General features: G+C 37.4%; 18 protein-coding genes. 10 read left to right on the top strand and 8 right to left on the bottom strand.

What is annotated here, in order from left to right; all coding sequences use genetic code 11:
- Positions 1 to 472: 472 nt before the first annotated feature.
- The 3 genes from dapD to djlA all read right to left on the bottom strand — a co-directional run bounded on the left by dapD (position 473) and on the right by djlA (position 3,047).
- Entirely contained in the window at positions 473 to 1,501 is a 1,029-nt protein-coding gene (gene dapD / locus Q0794_RS15195; RefSeq protein ID WP_298943298.1) for a 2,3,4,5-tetrahydropyridine-2,6-dicarboxylate N-succinyltransferase, read from the bottom strand.
- Between the two features lie 191 nt (positions 1,502 to 1,692).
- Positions 1,693 to 2,229, bottom strand: a complete 537-nt coding sequence (locus Q0794_RS15190; RefSeq protein ID WP_298943297.1) for a DUF2937 family protein — start codon at positions 2,227 to 2,229, stop codon at positions 1,693 to 1,695.
- 2 nt (positions 2,230 to 2,231) lie between these two features.
- Positions 2,232 to 3,047: a co-chaperone DjlA gene (djlA, locus tag Q0794_RS15185; protein ID WP_298943296.1), complete on the bottom strand. Its 816-nt coding sequence runs from the start codon at positions 3,045 to 3,047 to the stop codon at positions 2,232 to 2,234.
- Positions 3,048 to 3,268: 221 nt separating this feature from the next.
- Here djlA and lptD point away from each other — a divergent pair, with 221 nt between their 5' ends.
- From lptD to Q0794_RS15160, 5 genes are read left to right on the top strand one after another with little or no spacing between them, the layout of a single operon-like run.
- Complete coding sequence (lptD, locus tag Q0794_RS15180; RefSeq protein ID WP_298943294.1) at positions 3,269 to 5,680, top strand: LPS assembly protein LptD; 2,412 nt, start codon at positions 3,269 to 3,271, stop codon at positions 5,678 to 5,680.
- 10 nt (positions 5,681 to 5,690) lie between these two features.
- On the top strand, positions 5,691 to 7,007 hold the full coding sequence (gene surA, locus Q0794_RS15175) for a peptidylprolyl isomerase SurA (RefSeq protein ID WP_298943292.1): 1,317 nt from the start codon (positions 5,691 to 5,693) through the stop codon (positions 7,005 to 7,007).
- A complete protein-coding gene (pdxA, locus tag Q0794_RS15170; protein ID WP_298943290.1) occupies positions 7,007 to 8,002 on the top strand; it encodes a 4-hydroxythreonine-4-phosphate dehydrogenase PdxA in 996 nt (331 codons plus the stop codon). Before surA ends, pdxA begins: the two co-directional genes overlap by 1 nt.
- 2 nt (positions 8,003 to 8,004) lie before the next feature.
- Positions 8,005 to 8,820, top strand: a complete 816-nt coding sequence (gene rsmA, locus Q0794_RS15165; RefSeq protein ID WP_298943288.1) for a 16S rRNA (adenine(1518)-N(6)/adenine(1519)-N(6))-dimethyltransferase RsmA — start codon at positions 8,005 to 8,007, stop codon at positions 8,818 to 8,820.
- A 6-nt stretch (positions 8,821 to 8,826) separates the two neighbouring features.
- Positions 8,827 to 9,639, top strand: coding sequence for a symmetrical bis(5'-nucleosyl)-tetraphosphatase (locus Q0794_RS15160; protein ID WP_298943286.1), 813 nt, complete (start codon positions 8,827 to 8,829; stop codon positions 9,637 to 9,639).
- A 98-nt stretch (positions 9,640 to 9,737) separates the two neighbouring features.
- Here the strand turns inward: Q0794_RS15160 and folA are convergent, their stop codons facing one another.
- Positions 9,738 to 10,232, bottom strand: coding sequence for a type 3 dihydrofolate reductase (folA, locus tag Q0794_RS15155; RefSeq protein ID WP_298943283.1), 495 nt, complete (start codon positions 10,230 to 10,232; stop codon positions 9,738 to 9,740).
- A 219-nt stretch (positions 10,233 to 10,451) separates the two neighbouring features.
- On the opposite strand from folA, the gene Q0794_RS15150 reads away from it, so the two are divergent.
- Positions 10,452 to 11,441, top strand: coding sequence for a DUF2333 family protein (locus tag Q0794_RS15150; protein WP_298943280.1), 990 nt, complete (start codon positions 10,452 to 10,454; stop codon positions 11,439 to 11,441).
- 144 nt (positions 11,442 to 11,585) lie between these two features.
- Here the strand turns inward: Q0794_RS15150 and Q0794_RS15145 are convergent, their stop codons facing one another.
- From Q0794_RS15145 to Q0794_RS15130, 4 genes are all read right to left on the bottom strand, one after another.
- Positions 11,586 to 11,921 (bottom strand): PBPRA1643 family SWIM/SEC-C metal-binding motif protein, encoded by a 336-nt coding sequence (locus Q0794_RS15145; protein ID WP_298943279.1) that lies wholly within the window; start codon positions 11,919 to 11,921, stop codon positions 11,586 to 11,588.
- Positions 11,922 to 12,110: 189 nt separating this feature from the next.
- Entirely contained in the window at positions 12,111 to 12,575 is a 465-nt protein-coding gene (locus Q0794_RS15140; RefSeq protein ID WP_298943300.1) for a threonine/serine exporter family protein, read from the bottom strand.
- Between the two features lie 11 nt (positions 12,576 to 12,586).
- Positions 12,587 to 13,363, bottom strand: coding sequence for a threonine/serine exporter family protein (locus Q0794_RS15135; RefSeq protein ID WP_298943277.1), 777 nt, complete (start codon positions 13,361 to 13,363; stop codon positions 12,587 to 12,589).
- Positions 13,364 to 13,375: 12 nt separating this feature from the next.
- Entirely contained in the window at positions 13,376 to 14,332 is a 957-nt protein-coding gene (locus tag Q0794_RS15130) for a methylenetetrahydrofolate reductase (protein WP_298943276.1), read from the bottom strand.
- A 234-nt stretch (positions 14,333 to 14,566) separates the two neighbouring features.
- Here Q0794_RS15130 and rsmE point away from each other — a divergent pair, with 234 nt between their 5' ends.
- The 4 genes from rsmE to ruvX all read left to right on the top strand — a co-directional run bounded on the left by rsmE (position 14,567) and on the right by ruvX (position 17,636).
- The gene (gene rsmE / locus Q0794_RS15125; RefSeq protein ID WP_298943275.1) at positions 14,567 to 15,295 is read left to right on the top strand and encodes a 16S rRNA (uracil(1498)-N(3))-methyltransferase; all 729 of its coding nucleotides are present in this window, start codon (positions 14,567 to 14,569) and stop codon (positions 15,293 to 15,295) included.
- A gap of 53 nt (positions 15,296 to 15,348) precedes the next feature.
- Complete coding sequence (gene gshB, locus Q0794_RS15120) at positions 15,349 to 16,305, top strand: glutathione synthase (RefSeq protein ID WP_025565875.1); 957 nt, start codon at positions 15,349 to 15,351, stop codon at positions 16,303 to 16,305.
- 180 nt (positions 16,306 to 16,485) lie between these two features.
- On the top strand, positions 16,486 to 17,175 hold the full coding sequence (locus tag Q0794_RS15115) for a YqgE/AlgH family protein (RefSeq protein WP_298943272.1): 690 nt from the start codon (positions 16,486 to 16,488) through the stop codon (positions 17,173 to 17,175).
- Positions 17,175 to 17,636 carry a Holliday junction resolvase RuvX gene (ruvX, locus tag Q0794_RS15110; RefSeq protein ID WP_051368642.1) on the top strand — a complete coding sequence of 154 codons (462 nt, stop codon included), beginning with the start codon at positions 17,175 to 17,177 and terminating at the stop codon, positions 17,634 to 17,636. The genes Q0794_RS15115 and ruvX overlap by 1 nt, the downstream gene beginning before the upstream one ends.
- The last annotated feature ends 133 nt before the right edge of the window (positions 17,637 to 17,769 follow it).

Here is a 17,769-nt window from a genome sequence, read left to right as displayed (position 1 = left end):
GTATTAAGGTATCTAAAAGTGAATTAGAGATGATGACAGTCTAATAAATGCTATTGCTTATCCAGAACTCAGGTTAAATATAAATCAGAATAACTGAACCCAGATCCAGATAAGCAAAGCAATACGTTTATTTTAGTGAGCCTCTCCATTAATCAATTTTCCAATAACTGTTATTACTTCAATAGCTCGCTTTGAATGGCACAGAGCTCTCTGCTCTGATCATTAAAATATAACCAATTGATTTTAAATTGAATTTATCTACTTCTATTAGCCAGGATTAAGGTTAAATAATTAGAATTTATTGCAGTAAACAAATAGTTAACGAACAACTGACCAGCAAAAATCGGTTCAATCATATAAAAAATGTTTCTAGGGCAGAACAACAGGTACAAAAAAGGCTATCCGAAGATAGCCTTAAAGAATTTCAATTTTTAACTGATGTTTCTTTTAACTTAAACCGATAAAAAGCGGCTTAGTTAGAGTGCAACATACTGTTTAGTTCTACTGCGCTCTTATTAACTAAACATTCAATTTGACCTGTTGTTGAATTACGACGGAACAATAAATCATCTTTATTAGATAGTTCACGCGCTTTAACAAAACCAGCGTCGTTACCTTCATTGTCTAACATCTTAACTTTAGAACCAGCCGTTACGTATAAACCAGATTCGATAGTACAACGATTACCCAGTGGGAAGCCTAAACCTGCATTTGCGCCTAATAAGCTGTTTTCGCCAATCGCAACAATCATTTTACCGCCACCAGATAACGTACCCATGATAGATGCACCACCACCGATGTCACTGCCTTCGCCAACCATAACACCCGCAGAGATACGGCCTTCAACCATACTTACACCAGTAGTACCTGCATTGAAGTTAATAAAACCTTCGTGCATTACAGTTGTGCCTTCACCAACGTGTGCGCCTAAACGTACACGTGATGTATCTGCAATACGAACACCTGCAGGTACAACGTAATCAACCATTTTAGGGAATTTATCAACACAATCTACCGTGATAGTTTTGCCTTTTAAACGCGCTTTCATTTGACGATCTTTTAATTCAGGTAAATCGATCGGGCCTTTATTTGTCCATGCGATGTTATGTAGCAAACCAAAAATACCATCTAAAACAACACCGTGTGGTTTAACTAAACGATGAGAGATAAGTTGTAATTTTAAGTAACCTTCAGCAACACTTTGAGGTGCTTCATCCGTAGCTAGAATAACTAATACTAATGGTTGTTTTGATTTAGCAGCAGCCACTGCAAAGTCAGCATTATCGGTATCATCTTCACCATTAAATGCAGCAGCTAATTGCTCTGCAACGTCTGGTTTAATTTCGATGACTTGATTGCCACCTTCATAACCAGTAATAGCAGCAATAGTCGCTACTAAATCTTCATTTGGGTTTAAAATTGGGTTTGGGAAAAATGCTTCAATGATTTTTTGGTCACGATTTTTAGTAGCTGTACCAAACGCAAGAGAAAATGTAGACATGTATTAAGCTCCGATTTAAAAGTCTATAGGTGTAAAACACCATAAAATGATTGCTAAAATAATTAGTAGACAATAATAGAGAAGCACTTGCACAGATGCAAAATTAAAACGTTATAAGCAGAAATTAATTGATATAGATGGGTTTGATACTCATTTACCGCGGTAATAACCCCAATAGAGAAATGTAGCGGTCAAGAAGTAACCTTGGGTTTATTTTTAATCCGAAGCAATAATGTTAAAGATCCTAGTTTGATAAGATACAAAAAAAGTTCAAGCGATAACATTAATATAATGGCGACACTGACACCCACTAAAATAGCTTGTTGATTAAGTAACACATTGGCTTGATAACCTGCCCATGTTTCTTTAATAATAGGATCCTTGATTTGTTGCGTTAATGCGACTAATCGATGCCAAATAGGTTTATTTAAATTATCTATTTTTTGCTGTAAAAATGCCACTCGTAAAGCCGTTTTCTCGATGACTAATGCTTCTTCTCGATACAGGCTATCTTTACTACTTTTATGTTTTGTCATCAACGCACTCAAATCACCAGAAAAGTATTTATCTGCCAGTGATTGAAATGAAGCTAAATGTTGTTGAGCTTCTACAAAGTGACCTTGTAAACGTAATTCATATTGCTGTAAAAAATTCGGTAATTGCAAACCTAGCAGTAAACTTAACGTAAAAACAAGTTGTAAGCTATAGCGTTTAATTACCGATAACATTTTTATTTAAAACCGCGATTAGTACGTAAAAGCTCGTAAGCTTTTTGAATGTCTTGCGTTTTTTCTTTCGCTAATTCCATCATCTCTTCAGGTAACCCTTTTGAAGCAAGCTTATCGGGATGGTTTTGGCTCATTAATTTACGGTAAGCTCGTTTTATCTCTTTATCCGTTGAACTGCTATCGACACCTAACACTTGATAAGCATCATCTTCAGATTGAGCCGTATTCTGTTGTTGACCGCCCTGACCACCTTGATGGAAATGCTGTTGCCCTTGGATCATTTGAATTAAACGATCTAACTCAAAGCGAGAAAAGCTTAAGTTTTCAGCAATCGTATAGAGAATTAATTTTTCATTCTCATCAATTTCTCCATCAGAAAAAGCAACTTGTACCTGTATCGCTAAAAACATCTGCAGAACATTACGCTCGCCATGTAAAACGCGCACAAATTCTTGTAACGTTTCAACTAACGCAAAATCACCCGCTTTACCTGCTGTAAAAGCAGCCTGAGCTTGTGTTCTTGCATTACCGTGCAAATTCATTTGATCCATGTAAGCATTGGCAACTTGAATATCTGTTTGAGTCACTTTGCCTTTTGATTTAGCAACATGTCCCATGACAGAGAAAGCTGTTTCAAAGAATATTTTTTGTTTATCGGCACTATTTCCACGACCACCTAATATGCCATCTTGCATATTGAAATTACGACCAACTGCTACATCAAAACGATGGCCTAACCAAACACCTAAGATTAGGCCGAAAAAGTGCCCAAACATAAATCCAAAAAAACCACCTAATAATTTGCCCCATATGCGCATAACTAATAATTACCTTTAAATTAAGAAAATAGTAAAACTGCTGAACATTTTGACTAACTATGCGCAGATTTGCCAATTATTTGTACTAAATAACAAAAATACTCTCGTAATGAGCAATCAAAGATTGGAGCCAGCAAAGGTTTACTTTATTATACGTGGTTATATTGTTGTTTTCTGCTTAGCGTTTTCTGATGTTTCTAAGCACTTGTAGTGAGTTATTCATGCTAAAATTAATACCATTATTATTTGTTCTATCCCCTATTGCTAGTGCAGTTACGCAGCAAACGGATACGAGTGATCTAAACGAAGCGTTAAATTCAGCTAATGAAGCAGAGTCAGAAGCCCCTTCAAAAAGTTTAGAAGAAAAATCTGTACCGCGTGATGTAAACTTTTATTTTAAACAATGTTACCAGCAAGTTCCCCCTATCACTGAAAGTAATAGTGACTTAGATAGAAACCAAATTCCAATTAGTATTAACGCCGATTCTCTCAGAGGATTAGATGGCGAGATTCTTTATGAAGGCGATGTTAACGCAGTCCAAGGTGAAAAATATTTAGATTCAGATAAGCTTATCTATAACCGAAAGACAGAGCAGGCCAATGCGATAGGTAACGCCCGTTATGTTGATGGTCAAGTGACATTAACAGCAGATGAAATAAATACAAACTTCAGAACAGATGAATCATCTTTAATTCAAACTGAATATCAATTTCATGGCCAAGGTGGTCGAGGTCGTGCCGATAGAATTTATGATAATGGTCAAGGCCAATATGAACTAAATTCATCAAGCTATACTGCCTGTCCACCAAATGATGTGACTTGGAGTTTAGATGCATCAACACTGTATATTGATAAAGAAGCAGATATGGGCACCGCTTATAATGCGGTACTAAGAATAAAAGACGTGCCGGTTTTTTACTTTCCTTACATTAGTTATCCTTTATCTGACAAACGTAAAACGGGAATATTATTCCCTACCTACGAGTTTTCATCGGTTAATGGTTTCACTTATAACCAACCTCTCTATATTAATATAGCCGCCAATCAAGACGCGACGATCACACCAACTTATATGCAAAACCGTGGTCTATTAGTGGCAGCAGAATACCGTTATTTATTCGATGTCGGCTCAGGAACGTTACAAGTAGAATACTTGAATGATGACAAAATCCGTAAAGATGATGACGGCGATGATATCGGCGAGCGTTACTTAGTTCATTTCGATCATGATGTGACTTTTGCCGAAGATTGGAACTTCAATGTAGATTACAACAAAGTTAGTGATGAATATTATTTCAATGATATCAGCACAGATTACGGTAGCCGAAGCGATAACCAATTACTGCAAAATGCAAATTTAAACTATACCAAAAAAAATTGGAGTGCTGAATTAGAAGTACGTAACTTTCAAGTCCTCAATAGTGATGACACTGATGAAGACGACGACACACCACATATTGTATTGCCTAAGTTAGCGTTCAGTGCCTCACAGCCTTTAAATTGGAAGAGTCTGCAATTTGATTGGTATTCTGAAGTCACTCGTTTTGAACATAACGATGACGATGTTTACACTGGAACGCGTATTCATGTTGAACCAAAGTTATCTCTACCACTCTATTATGATTCATTGTTTGTTAATACTGAGCTGAAATACATGCTGAGTTATTATGAACAAGATTTAGATAACGCCACTAAATATGATTGGTATGATGATTTAGAAGAATCAACGGTACGCTACTTACCCTCTTTTAAAATTAATTCAGGGATTAATTTAGAACGAGACTTTTCTTGGTTCGATGATGATTACCGTCAAACATTAGTACCACAAATACAATATTTATACGTGCCATATCAAGATCAATCAGGCATTGGTTTATACGATACAACCACCCTGCAGCAAGATTACTATGGTCTATTTCGTGATAACCGCTACTCTGGCTATGACAGAATAGCCGAAGCTGATCAAATAACGTTGGGCGTATCAACAAGCTTTTTAAATAATCAAGGTAGAGAAAGGTTACGTTTTGCCATTGGTCAAAACTATTACTTTTCAGAATCTCGTACCGTATTACCTACGGATGATGATGACGATGACGACGACAAAGAAGTAAATAGATCGTCTATCGTCAGTGAGATTGATGTCAACTTTGATAACGATTACTTCTTCCATGGTGGAATTGAATGGGATAGTGATGATAACTTTATCCAGCGTGCTAATACGACCTTTGAAAAACGTTGGGCTTATAATACTTACGCACAATTAAGCTACCGTTATTACAAAGAAGATGAAGATGCTGATTGGGATGAAATCGTTAATCAGGTTGGCACAAAAGTAAATTGGTCGATTGATACACAATGGTCAACGTTCGCAAGCTATTATTATAATGTTGAATATAAAAGCAGTTATGAGAGTATTATCGGTCTTAAATACCAATCGTGTTGTTGGGCTGTTGGTTTAACCTATGACAGACATATGCTCTCTTATTACGGAGATGAAGATAGTTTTGAAGACGATATGGAAACTGAGAACAGTGTGAGTTTAACGCTCGAATTAACAGGCTTAGGTGGTGTTGGTGACTCTGGTTATGAAGATGGCTTATTCGACTACGGTCGTCCATTTTATTTAAAGTAATAGGTAAAAAATGAAATTAACAAAACAATTTTTAAGTGTACTTATCTTAGCAACGACTTTACCTCACGTTGTTAATGCAGCTGAAGTTCAGCTAGATAAAATTGAAGCAGTTGTCAATAATGAGCTTGTTTTAACAAGTGACATGAAAAATATGAAGCGTGATTTAATCGCTCGTTATAAAGAAAACGGCGAGACACTACCAAATCAAGGCAATATTGATAAACAAATTCTCGATAAGTTAATTAGCGACAGATTACAGTTACAAATAGCTGAACGTATTGGTTTACGCATCAATGATGCTCAAGTAGATCAAACTATTGAAGAAATGGCGAAAAAAAAAGGCCAAAGCTTAGCTCAAATGCGTGCTGATTTAACGGCTTCTGGTATTAACTACAAATCGTTTGTTAATAATATTCGCGATGAATTAACCATCAATGAAGTACGTCAAATTCAAGTGCGTAGACGTATCAATATTTCAGACCAAGAGGTTGAGCAAGTCGTTGACCGCATTAATCAAGCAGGCGAACAAAGTACCGAGCTTAAGTTTGCACATATCCTATTAAAACTATCTGATGATGCTTCAGCAGAGAAAAAATTGGCCGTTGATCAAAAAGCACAAAAGTTAGCACAAGAACTTGAAAATGGTGCTGATATCAAACAACTAGCATTAGCCAATTCAGAAGGCCCTAAAGCATTAGAAGGCGGTGATTGGGGATGGCGTAAAATGGAAGATATCCCAAGTTTGTTTGTAGAAAATCTAAAAGAAACCAATAAACCAGGCGATATCATTGGACCATTTAATTCTAGACTGGGGGTTCATATCATCCAAATTCTAGATAAAAAAGGCGGTGAAAACGTGATGACGGAAGAAGTAAATGCTCGTCATATATTAGTTAAACCGACTATCATCATGAGTGATGAAAAAGCCAAACAATTATTAGAAAAATTACGTCAAGAAATAGTCGATGGCACTAAAACCTTTGAGGAATTAGCAAAACAATATTCTCAAGATACAGGTTCAGCAGTAAAAGGTGGCGAACTAGGTTGGGCAGATCCAAACATGTACGTTCCTGAATTCAGAGATCTTGCACAATCACAACCTATTGGTGAAATTAGCCAACCGTTCCATACCATGCATGGCTGGCATATTCTGCAAGTGCTTGATAAGCGTGAATCTGATACAACAGAAAGTGCAACAAAACAAAAAGCCTACACCATGATCTTTAGACAACGTTTCCCTGCTGAGGCTTATGCTTGGTTGAATGAAATTCGTCAAGAAGCATATATTAAGATTAATAACCCTGATTACATTATTGAGGAAGAGTAATGTTACCTCGTATTGTAGTCACTGCAGGTGAACCAAGCGGCATAGGCCCTGATTTAATACTAGAACTGGCCGATAAAACGTGGCCAGTTGAGTTAGTTATTTGTGCCGACTTAACGCTTTTAAAATCAAGAGCTAAGTTATTAAATAAAACAGTTACGTTTATTGAATACGATAAAAATAATACTAACCAAACACAATCAACAGGCCAATTAACCGTTGCTCATATTGCAACGGCCATATCGGTAGAAACAGGTAAATTGAACGCAGCAAATGGGGCTTATGTATTAGAAACACTACGCTTTGCTAGTCAAGGTTGTTTAAGTGGCGAATTTGCAGCCGTTGTCACGGCGCCTGTTCATAAAGGTATCATTAATGATGCAGGCGTTACTTTTAGCGGCCATACCGAGTTTTTTGCTGAACAAGCAGATGTAGATTTAGTCGTCATGATGTTGGCAACAACTGGATTACGTGTTGCATTAGTCACAACACATTTGCCACTGTCAGCCGTACCTGCTGCTATCACCGCACCATTAATATCTAACATCGTCACTATTTTGAATGCAGAATTAATTGAAAAATATGGCATTCAAAAACCAACCATCTATGTTTGTGGTTTAAATCCGCATGCAGGTGAAGGTGGTCATATGGGCAGAGAAGAGATAGAAGTGATTGAGCCTGCATTAGATACATTGCGAGCTAAAGGGATTAACTTAGTTGGCCCTTTACCAGCAGATACTCTTTTCCAAGATAAATATTTACAACAGGCAGATGCCGTTTTAGCGATGTACCACGACCAAGGTTTACCTGTTTTAAAATACAAAGGTTTTGGTCAGTCCGTTAATATCACGTTAGGTTTACCGTTTATTCGTACTTCGGTTGACCACGGCACTGCATTAGATTTAGCTGGCACAGGCAAAGCCGATTCAGGCAGTTTATTGTGTGCAGTCAATGAGGCTATAACAATGGTCCAAAGTAACATCAACAAGGTTAACTAAAAATGAATGATAAAACCCACCTAGGCCATACAGCTCGTAAACGCTTTGGACAAAACTTTTTGCACGATGATTATATCATCGACTCAATTGTTGCTGCTATTGCACCACAAGCTGAAGATAATATAGTAGAAATTGGTCCGGGTTTAGGCGCTCTAACAGAACCTGTAGCAGCCAAAGTAAACTGTTTAAATGTTGTCGAACTTGACCGTGATTTAGCAGAACGTTTAGAGAAACATCCCACGCTACGTGACAAATTAAAAATCACGCAAGCCGATGCAATGCGCTTCGATTTTGGGCAATTAGTTCAAGGTGATAAACAATTACGTGTATTTGGTAATTTACCTTACAACATCTCTACACCGCTTATGTTCCACTTATTTGAATTTGCAGACAAAATTTCTGACATGCACTTCATGCTTCAAAAAGAAGTAGTAAACCGTCTATGTGCTGGACCTGATTGTAAAGCTTACGGTCGTTTGAGTGTAATGGCACAATATTATTGTAATGTTATTCCTGTATTAGAAGTGCCGCCAACCGCATTTATACCCGCTCCTAAAGTTGAATCTGCAGTCGTTCGATTAGAGCCTTACGATACACCACCTTTTGTAGCTAAAAGCCTTAAAGTATTGAATCAAGTTTGCTCAATGGCGTTTAATCAACGTCGTAAAACGGTTCGTAACGGCTGGAGAGAATTGTTAACAGTAGAAGAGTTAACCAACCTTGATATCAACATTGGTCATCGTGCTGAAAACATTTCTGTTGAAGAATATGTGCGTGTGGCAAACTATGTATACGATCGTTTACAAAAAGAAGCGTAAAGAAATATGGCAACGTATATAGTAGGTGATATTCAAGGATGTTATGACGAACTGATACAACTACTATCTTTAGCCAATTTTGATGAAAATAAAGATGAATTATGGGTCGCTGGCGATTTAGTCGCTCGAGGCCCAAAGTCCCTTCAAACACTGCGATATCTTAAAAAGATACAAGCTAAAATAATTTTAGGTAATCATGACCTACACTTATTAGCGACTTCGATAGGTATCCATAAACCCAAAGTAAAAGACAAAACCTCTCCCATTTTAGACGCAGAAGATAGCCACACATTACTAACCTGGTTACGCCAACAACCTTTATTACTAGAACACCCCCAACATAAATTTATTATGGTGCACGCGGGGTTATTACCTTCATGGTCTATTCAACAAGCAAAACAGTTTGCAAAGGAAGTTGAACGAGAGTTACATGGTGACGACTATAAAACCTTGCTTAAGAATATGTACGGTAACCACCCTACACAATGGCAAGACACATTATCAGGTATAGAAAGAACACGTTATATTATTAATGTATTCACCCGTATGCGTTACTGTACATTAGCTGGCGAACTAGAATTTGAGAATAAACTCGCACCAGCACAAACGGATAGCAGTAAGTTAAAGCCTTGGTTTGACATCACCCCAAGAGATCACAAACAACCTATCTTATTTGGGCATTGGGCAGCATTACTTGGTAAAACAGGTCAAAATGACTTATACGCCTTGGATACAGGCTGCGTATGGGGTAATAGTCTGACGATGTTGCGTTGGCAAGATAAGAAAGTATTTTCATTATCTTGCCCTGCTTACGGCTAAAATTACTAGAACAACCGACTTAACCTCAATTCTGGTTAATGAAAGTGGAATTATATTTAAAATCAGAAGATTATATTTATATATTCAAGCCAATCGCTTTAAGCATCCACTCTATCTAATGTAACAAATTCTAGATTATGTACGTTCTTTTCATCGGCGGCATAGTGCTCACTTTCTACTTTTTTCCAGTCACCTTGTGCTAAATAATCCGGAAAACAGGTGTCACCTTTTGTGTCTAAATCGATAAACGTAAGATACAAACGGTTAGCCACTTTTAGAAAGTATTCATAAATGGTTGCACCGCCAATGATCATGACTTCTTCAACACCTTCAGCGGCACGAATAGCCTCTTCAACAGAAGTAACACAAGTCACGCCAGCAATCGCTAAATTTTCATCTCGAGATACCACAATATTTAAACGCCCTGGTAAAGCTCTGCCAATTGAATCATAGGTTTTACGTCCCATGATCACTGGTTTACCTAGGGTTGTTTTTTTAAAGTGTTGTAAATCAGCAGGTAAATGCCACGGCATTTGGTTATCTAATCCAATTACTCGATTATTGGCCATTGCGACTATCATTGAAATTTTCATTGTTATTCCAGATTGCTTGTTATGTATAAGTGATATATAAATTTATCGGAAAGCGTGTTTAGAAAGCTTATTTTAAAATCTAATTCAAAAATTTACTGATGAAGAAGTTTAACAATTAAGTTTTAGAATTCATCTATTTAATTACTCTCTTGTACAATAATTTTTGCCATTATTATGCTACAGTCTCATTACATTTACAGCTGTAATAGGGAATATAATATGGCCGTTACAATTAAAAAAAGCATTATACCAATAGTCCTCGTCGTTATTTTTATTTTATGGCTATTATCCATTTGGTGGGGATGGATGCCATCAGCCTATAACGTAAAATCACGCACTCAAGAAGCCGCAAAAATCTCTAATGTTGAAATGATTCCAGGCTATGCAACCACTACTGCCCTGATCGACGTGACAACATGGCTAGTTGATAAGCCAGGTGGCTTTTTATCAAACGACGTTACGCCTCCAGGCTTAATTATGGATAACATGCCAGCGTTTGAATATGGTGTGTTAGAGCAAGTTCGAGATTTAGCATTAGTCATGCGTTTAGACTTTAGCCGTTCACAGTCTCAATCAACCGGTGATAAAGACTTAGAAACAGCACAAAATAAAATGAATATTTCTCACACAAATTGGATGCTTCCAAGTGCAGAAAAAGAATATAAATTAGCGATTGAATCTTTTAAGCGATACCGCAGCCGTTTAGTGGCAGAAGATGAAACTGAAGCACAGTTTTATACTCGTGCAGATAACTTAAGTGATTGGTTACGTGAAATCGAGAAACGTTTAGGTTCTATTTCACAAAATTTAAGTGCGAGTGTTGGTAACGATGTTTTCGATACAAACTTAGCGGGCGATCCTACGGCAAAACAATCAACAAGAAGTGCTTCTGAAATTCAAATTAAAACAAGTTGGTTTAAAATTGATGATGTTTTCTATGAAAGCCGAGGCTCCACTTGGGCAATTTTACATTTTTTAAAAGCGGTAGAAATTGATTTTGCAGATGTATTAGAAAAGAAAAATGCACAGGTTAGTTTAAAACAGATCATTCGTGACTTAGAAGCGACGCAAGAAGCAGTATGGAGTCCAATGGTATTAAATGGCAGTGGCTTTGGTTTCTTAGCAAATCACTCGCTAGTAATGGCAAATTACGTATCTCGTGCCAATGCTGCACTCATCGACTTAAGACGTTTACTAGAGCAAGGTTAATATCTAGCTAACAATAAAATACCAATAACAAAAAAGCCTCGATAAAGAATCTTTATCGAGGCTTTTTATTATCGTTCGTATTAATGAATGTTTCGTATTAATCAATGAACAAAAAACGGTATTCATTAATTCACTAAAGAATGATTAACCACAACATTTTTTATATTTTTTACCGCTACCGCAAACACAAGGTTCATTACGAGCTGGCTTTTTATCGAAACGAGTCGTGACGGGTTTATTAATCAATACATCTAATTCTGTGATATTTTCTGCTTTTTCAGCATCAATAGTCATAGCGACAACTAAGTCATGCTCTTTGGCTAAAGCTTGTATCTCTTCTGCACGCGCTTCGCTATTAACAAGCACCTGTAAAGGTAACTCTTCAGTACCCATTTTTACAGCACGCTTTGTATTAAAACCATAACTTGAATGTTTTGGTTTTTTCTCTTTTTTACCTTTAAAGAAAAATTTATCTGACATAATGAACCTTTATTATCCTACTCGCTTATTCTGCACACTTTATTGGCACTTAATATTTTCGCACAGTGTACAGTATTCCTTATTCCAATCTAGCCTAATATGCGACCATCTTTGTTGTAACGGCGCTATTTTGAATAGCGGTCATAACTGTAGTCTTAATAGTAGTCTTGACAGCAGCCTTAATAGTCGCTAAACAATCGGGCGTCCGCGGTAAATTAAAATAGACGGAATAGCCAATCCAAAACTTAACGCAGTTAGAATGAATAATGTACGCAAACCATTTTCCATCACTATTTGCATCAACTCTAAACTGTAACCACTGGTATTAATTTCTACCAATCCAATCATTGCAGTAAACGCATAACTACCTGGAATCATAGGAATAACCGAAGCAACGGTAAAAACAGGACGAGGAATAAGGTGTTTACGAGACCAATAAAGGCCTAAAAACCCCATATTTGCTGATGCAATAAAAGTCGCCCATTCAATCGGGATACCGAAATGCAATAATAAAAAGCGGAAACTATGGGTTAACGCGCCACCAGCAGCACAAAATATCAGCATTTTACGCGGCACATTAAACACCATTGCAAAACCAACAGCAGGCACCCACGCAAACCAAGCATCAGTAATTAATAACAATAAAAAATTCATGACATCATTCATTAGCTTGTCCACCCTGATACACCAATTAAGGTCATAGACGCAACAATACCAATAGACACACTAATGGCTAATAACGTTGAAAATACCCAACGGGCGATGCCCATATTAATATGCCCTTTTAACATATCCGATACGGCATTAATCAAAGGGAAGCCAGGCACCAAAAGTAAGACACTGGCAGCCATTGCTATTTGTGGATTTTCACCCGCTTCAACTATCACCCCAAAGCTAGTAATAGTTGTTGCAACAAACGCCGCAGCGGCGAAGTTAACAAAGGGGTTATGTTGTCGATGCGCTAATTCTTGCCTTAAAATCATCGCTAAACTTGCAGCAACAAAGGTCACCCAATAAGCCGCCCTGTCACCACCAAAGAAATGGCTAAAGCTAGCACAGGAAAAACCAATCATTAACACCACTAACCAACGGTTATGTTTAAAAGGCTTTAAACGCTGTAAACGTTTTTTAACTTCTTTTGCATCAAGTAACTGTTTTTCTACCATCACGCAAATACGTTGCACATCACACACCATTTGCATATTAATGCCTCGGTCATAACAACGTCTTGTTGTGGTGACACAATGACCCGCTACTAAACTAGTAATAACAATCGCATCGGGACTAATCGATAACTCAATATTTTCTGCACCCAATGCTAAACCAATGCGTTGCGTTGTTTGTTCAATTAAACGACTCTCTGCGCCATGCTGATGTAAGATTTGTCCAGCAAAGACAGCGACCCGTGTAAGTTCCGTTTGTTGTTCCTTTGACAAGCTCATTATGTAGTCGACTTATAGTTGTGATTCCGCCAGTTTTAAATCCAACGTGGCTTTAAGAAGTTTAAATAATAATATAGCTGCATCGATCTCTTCTTTGCGATTGGTTAAGCTTTCGATGTTTAAACCTAATGGAATATTAAGCGGTAACACGGCCTGTAGAATCTGTTCAAAGTTATTACGGCTAATTTGTAATGATTCTTTTAATGGATTATCAGATTCTAAAATACGCAATGAAGTCGCTTCTGGCACTGAAATACCTAGCCATTCAATGAACTCTAATGTTTTAGCACTACCACAAGGAGAAAATGTTAAAATAACACGTTTAGGTTGAATACCTTGTTGTCTACATTCACTCGCATAACGCGTTAGTAAATCAATCGTTGCTTGCGCATTATAAACGGCTTGAGTAATGAAAAACTCACAGCCTTGATCTTGTTTATTACGTAATCGTAAATGCTCATCGCCCTTTGCAACGTGACGTTCAGCAATCGTTACACCACCTAAATAAAAATCTTGGGGATGCGCTTCAACCGCTTTATAAGCATCAGCTAATGATAATTTAATCTCACCATCCGATGACGGAGAACCAACTAACACGATATCGCGTACTGAAAATTGGTGCCAAGCATCAGATAACCAAGCCGAGAAATCAGCGGCATCACGTTGTGAAACACTTTTATAAGTAATCACTGGTTTATCGACTTTATCGTGCAGTATTTTTGAATATAAGCGCGAGTCATGCGTATATTTAAATGGGAATGGACGAGGTTTATCAATACGAGACGTTTCATCTTGAATGTCATAAACAATAAAACCATCGTAATCAATTTCAGATAGACGCCCTAATAATTTATCTGCAATGCCGGATACGAGTTCAATATCTGTATCTTGTTTAGGAGGTGTGGTACCAATGAAATAAACGCCACGCTTGGGGTCGGTGGTAATACTTTTTAACTTAGAGTTGGTCATAACAAAATCCTAAACTATCACTACAAAATAAAATCGAAAATTATCCCATATCTTGTGCATAATTGATATTAGGGAAAGCGTAATTAAATGGTACCTTTACTAATATTATCTTTAAATACTTAATAAGTATCGCTAAGTGGCGCGATTACAACTGATAACTCACTGTTAAGCGGTAGTGATATTCAATGTTTTCACGTTATACTAGCGCTTATTTACAATCAAAAAGTAACCTTTATGCGTAACCCTCGTTTTTATGAACCACAAACATTAACTGAAAATAGCACTATCACGCTATCGGATGATGCAACCCAACATATACGTGTATTACGTTTGAATGTAGGTGATCATGTGACGTTATTTAATGGTCAAGGTGGGCAATATTTAGCAGAATTAAGTGAGGTACAAAAACGCACTTGCCAAGCAACAATAATGTCATTCCAAACAACAGATAATGAAAGCCCATTACATCTACACTTAGGGCAAGTTATTTCTCGCGGTGATAGAATGGAGTTTGTCATTCAAAAAGCAGTCGAGTTAGGCGTCAATGAAATTACACCACTGATCAGCGAACGCTGTGGTGTCAAACTCAATGCTGAACGTATGGCCAAAAAACAACAACAATGGCAAAAAATTGCCATTGCAGCCTGCGAACAGTCAGGTAGGAATATTGTACCGACCATTCATGCAACACAAGCTTTAACACAATGGTGTGAATTTGACATTGTTTGTTGTAAATTAACATTACATCCACGCGCAAAGTATTCAATCAACACATTACCAAATGAGATTAATCATGTGCGTTTATTGATTGGTCCGGAAGGTGGTTTAAGTGACGATGAAATTAGTTTAACTGAAAGTTTAGATTTCACCGAAACCTTATTAGGACCAAGAGTATTACGCACGGAAACAGCAGCATTAACCGCGATTACGGCATTACAATGTCGCTTTGGTGATTTAGCGTAACCATATATAGCTTTAACGATAGCTTTTAATAATTTATTGAAATAGGAAAGAATATGACCATTAAAATTGGCATCGTGATGGATCCCATCGCAGACATCAACATTAAAAAAGACTCAAGCTTTGCAATGTTATTAGAAGCTCAATCTCGTGGTTGGGAACTGTATTATTTAGAGATGAAAGATCTGTACCTTGAAGATGGCCGTTGTTTTGCCACTAGCAAAAAACTAACGGTACAACGTGAAGAAGGTAACTTTTATCAATTAGAAGAAGCCGTTGACCACCCTCTTTCTGACCTAGATGCAGTATTGATGCGTAAAGATCCTCCTTTTGATACGGAATACATCTACGCGACTTACTTATTAGAACGCGCAGAAGTAGAAGGTTGCTTAATCGTCAACAAACCACAAAGTCTACGTGATGCAAATGAAAAACTCTACACCGCTTGGTTTAGTGAATTCACACCAACGACATTAGTGACGCGCAGTGCAGCTAAAATCCGTGAGTTCCATAAAAAACACACAGACGTTATCTTAAAACCACTTGATGGTATGGGGGGAGCTTCAATCTTCCGCATTAAAGAAAACGACAGCAATGTTGGTGTGATCATTGAAACATTAACTGAACATGAACAACGCTACTGTATGGCGCAAGCCTTTATCCCAGCCATTAAAGCCGGTGATAAACGAATCTTAATTGTTGACGGTGAACCAATGCCTTACTGTTTAGCACGTATTCCTGCAAAAGGTGAAACACGTGGTAACTTAGCCGCTGGTGGTACCGGTGTTGCCCAACCACTTTCTGAATCAGATTGGCATATTGCTAATACCATTGGTCCTAAACTAAAAGAAAAAGGACTGATTTTTGTTGGCTTAGATGTTATTGGCGATAAAGTCACTGAAATCAATGTGACTAGCCCAACGTGTATCCAAGAAATTGATAAAGCTTACGGCACTAATATCAGTGGTAAGCTAATGGATGCGATTGAGAAACGTGTTAAAGGTGCTAAATAAGCCTTTAAGACTCTTTAGCATTCATTAAAGGCTACATTATAATTAACGCACTACAGTCGAATGCTAGAGACAGATAACTTTGGATACATAATAGCACTGGATATAAATCATTGAGTTTATTACCAAGCCTGAACTAAGCGATACAAGCAGGTAATAAACTCAATACTAATGGAGAAGCACATGACAATAGATAAAACTAAAACACCCTTTGCTGATTCTGACATTAGTACTGAACACTCAGAGGTTCAATCCAATACTGAACATACATCCTCTGAACATACTCCACCTGAATCTCCTTCAGAAGCGAAAATGGTCAATTCATTAAAAAACCATTTTTTAATTGCAATGCCTTCATTAACCGACCCGTACTTTAAAAATTCAGTGGTCTATTTATGTGAGCATGATGAACAAGGTGCAATGGGTTTTATTATTAATTATCCTGTTAAACTGACCATTCAAGAACTATTAAAAAGTGCCGAAAGTATCAGCCATGAACCAATGCCCCCAATCACAGAACCTGTATTTTTAGGCGGACCATTGGATATGGACAGAGGTTTTGTATTACATAGCCCGATAGAAGATGACTCTCAAAGTACCCTTTTGAATGAACAGTTAATGATGTCTAATTCCAATTTAATCCTTTCTTCATTAGGTACAGAAACACAACCAGAGAAATACATGGTTGCGTTAGGTTACTCAAGTTGGGATTCAGGCCAGTTAGAAGAAGAAATCAGCAACAACCAATGGTTAACGGTACAATGTGAGATGGACATCATGTTTAATACACCCGTCAGCAAACGTTGGAACTCATCTTTACAACAACTCGGTGTAGACCCATCACAATTAAGTAGCGAAGTAGGCCACGCATAATGACAGTAGAAACAACTAATACAGCATCATCAACGCCAATTAAGGCCCCGAATACCTTACTAGGTTTTGATTTTGGCACCAAAAGTATCGGTGTAGCGACAGGACAAATGATCACTGCAACAGCACAACCCATTGCAGCGATTAAAGCTAATGATGGCATTCCAAACTGGGATACCGTTGAAGCGGTTATTAAAGAATGGAAACCCGATTTAATTGTTGTCGGCTTACCACTTAATATGGATGGCACAGAACAACCGATTACCCAACGCGCTAAAAAGTTTGGCAATCGTTTAACCGGGCGTTTTGGTGTTAAAACAGTTTTTCAAGATGAACGTTTAACGACCGCAAGCGCTAAAGAATTTATCTTTGAACGTGGCGGCTATAAAGCATTAGAAAAAGGTAAAGTAGACAGTGTTTCTGCCGCGCTAATATTAGAAGGTTGGATGGAAAACTATTATTAGTGATTAACCACAACGCCGACAATAATAAAAATCCAACCATAATTTTCTGTCTTTCAAACACCTGCATTTCAACTACTCATTTTCTAGTACTTATTTTCTAGTACTTTTTCATCTGCTCTTTAAACTAAAGAGC

Source organism: uncultured Psychromonas sp. (genome assembly GCF_947489755.1).
GTDB lineage: Bacteria > Pseudomonadota > Gammaproteobacteria > Enterobacterales > Psychromonadaceae > Psychromonas.
This window is presented reverse-complemented; position numbering and strand designations above follow the sequence as displayed.

Coding starts and splice junctions, on each gene's coding strand:
- rsmE (WP_298943275.1), top strand. CDS start 14,567: ATGCGTAACCCTCGTTTTTATGAACCACAAACATTAACTGAAAATAGC.
- Q0794_RS15150 (WP_298943280.1), top strand. CDS start 10,452: ATGGCCGTTACAATTAAAAAAAGCATTATACCAATAGTCCTCGTCGTT.
- Q0794_RS15135 (WP_298943277.1), bottom strand. CDS start 13,363: ATGAGCTTGTCAAAGGAACAACAAACGGAACTTACACGGGTCGCTGTC.
- folA (WP_298943283.1), bottom strand. CDS start 10,232: ATGAAAATTTCAATGATAGTCGCAATGGCCAATAATCGAGTAATTGGA.
- Q0794_RS15190 (WP_298943297.1), bottom strand. CDS start 2,229: ATGTTATCGGTAATTAAACGCTATAGCTTACAACTTGTTTTTACGTTA.
- Q0794_RS15145 (WP_298943279.1), bottom strand. CDS start 11,921: ATGTCAGATAAATTTTTCTTTAAAGGTAAAAAAGAGAAAAAACCAAAA.
- Q0794_RS15160 (WP_298943286.1), top strand. CDS start 8,827: ATGGCAACGTATATAGTAGGTGATATTCAAGGATGTTATGACGAACTG.
- Q0794_RS15140 (WP_298943300.1), bottom strand. CDS start 12,575: ATGAATTTTTTATTGTTATTAATTACTGATGCTTGGTTTGCGTGGGTG.
- gshB (WP_025565875.1), top strand. CDS start 15,349: ATGACCATTAAAATTGGCATCGTGATGGATCCCATCGCAGACATCAAC.
- Q0794_RS15115 (WP_298943272.1), top strand. CDS start 16,486: ATGACAATAGATAAAACTAAAACACCCTTTGCTGATTCTGACATTAGT.
- dapD (WP_298943298.1), bottom strand. CDS start 1,501: ATGTCTACATTTTCTCTTGCGTTTGGTACAGCTACTAAAAATCGTGAC.
- Q0794_RS15130 (WP_298943276.1), bottom strand. CDS start 14,332: ATGACCAACTCTAAGTTAAAAAGTATTACCACCGACCCCAAGCGTGGC.
- ruvX (WP_051368642.1), top strand. CDS start 17,175: ATGACAGTAGAAACAACTAATACAGCATCATCAACGCCAATTAAGGCC.
- djlA (WP_298943296.1), bottom strand. CDS start 3,047: ATGCGCATATGGGGCAAATTATTAGGTGGTTTTTTTGGATTTATGTTT.
- rsmA (WP_298943288.1), top strand. CDS start 8,005: ATGAATGATAAAACCCACCTAGGCCATACAGCTCGTAAACGCTTTGGA.
- pdxA (WP_298943290.1), top strand. CDS start 7,007: ATGTTACCTCGTATTGTAGTCACTGCAGGTGAACCAAGCGGCATAGGC.
- lptD (WP_298943294.1), top strand. CDS start 3,269: ATGCTAAAATTAATACCATTATTATTTGTTCTATCCCCTATTGCTAGT.
- surA (WP_298943292.1), top strand. CDS start 5,691: ATGAAATTAACAAAACAATTTTTAAGTGTACTTATCTTAGCAACGACT.